This is a genomic window from Enterococcus sp. C50 (assembly GCF_040887505.1).
Lineage (GTDB): Bacteria > Bacillota > Bacilli > Lactobacillales > Enterococcaceae > Enterococcus_B > Enterococcus_B thailandicus.
In genome coordinates this window covers 1-713 of sequence record NZ_JBFOFW010000021.1, presented here as the reverse complement: position 1 = coordinate 713, position 713 = coordinate 1, and the positions used below count along the sequence as shown (strand labels likewise).

At 44.5% G+C, this 713-nt stretch carries 1 rRNA gene; it reads right to left on the bottom strand.

Annotated elements, in window-relative coordinates:
- A 23S ribosomal RNA gene (locus tag AB3I20_RS12700) occupies positions 1-561 on the bottom strand; the annotation flags it as partial.
- Between the last annotated feature and the right edge of the window lie 152 nt (positions 562-713).

Below are 713 nucleotides of genomic sequence, written 5' to 3'. Positions count from 1 at the left end.
GCACACGGTTTCAGGTTCTATTTCACTCCCCTTCCGGGGTGCTTTTCACCTTTCCCTCACGGTACTGGTTCACTATCGGTCACTAGGGAGTATTTAGCCTTGGGAGATGGTCCTCCCGGATTCCGACGGAATTCCTCGTGTTCCGCCGTACTCAGGATCCTCCTAGGTGTCTTCCAAATTTCATCTACGGGGTTTTTACCCTCTTTGACTGACTTTTCCAAGTCATTCGATTATCTGAAAAAACTACCATATCGGAGTCCTACAACCCCAACAAGCAAGCTTGTTGGTTTGGGCTTTTCCCGTTTCGCTCGCCGCTACTCAGGGAATCGAATTTTCTTTCTCTTCCTGCAGGTACTTAGATGTTTCAGTTCTCTGCGTCTACCTCAAATATGCTATGTATTCACATATTTGTAACATCCTATAAAAGATGCTGGGTTCCCCCATTCGGAAATCTCTGGATCATAGCTTACGTACAGCTCCCCAAAGCATATCGGTGTTAGTCCCGTCCTTCATCGGCTCCTAGTGCCAAGGCATCCACCGTGCGCCCTTATTCACTTAACCTTATCAACCTTACGGTTGGGTTTTGACATCATTTCTAGCGATAGAAACTAGTCAAGAAAAATAAGCAATTGAACTTATTAAAAAACTCATTCAACGCGGTGTTCTCGGTTTGTTTTGATCTTACTTCAAATATCCAGTTTTCAATGAACAAA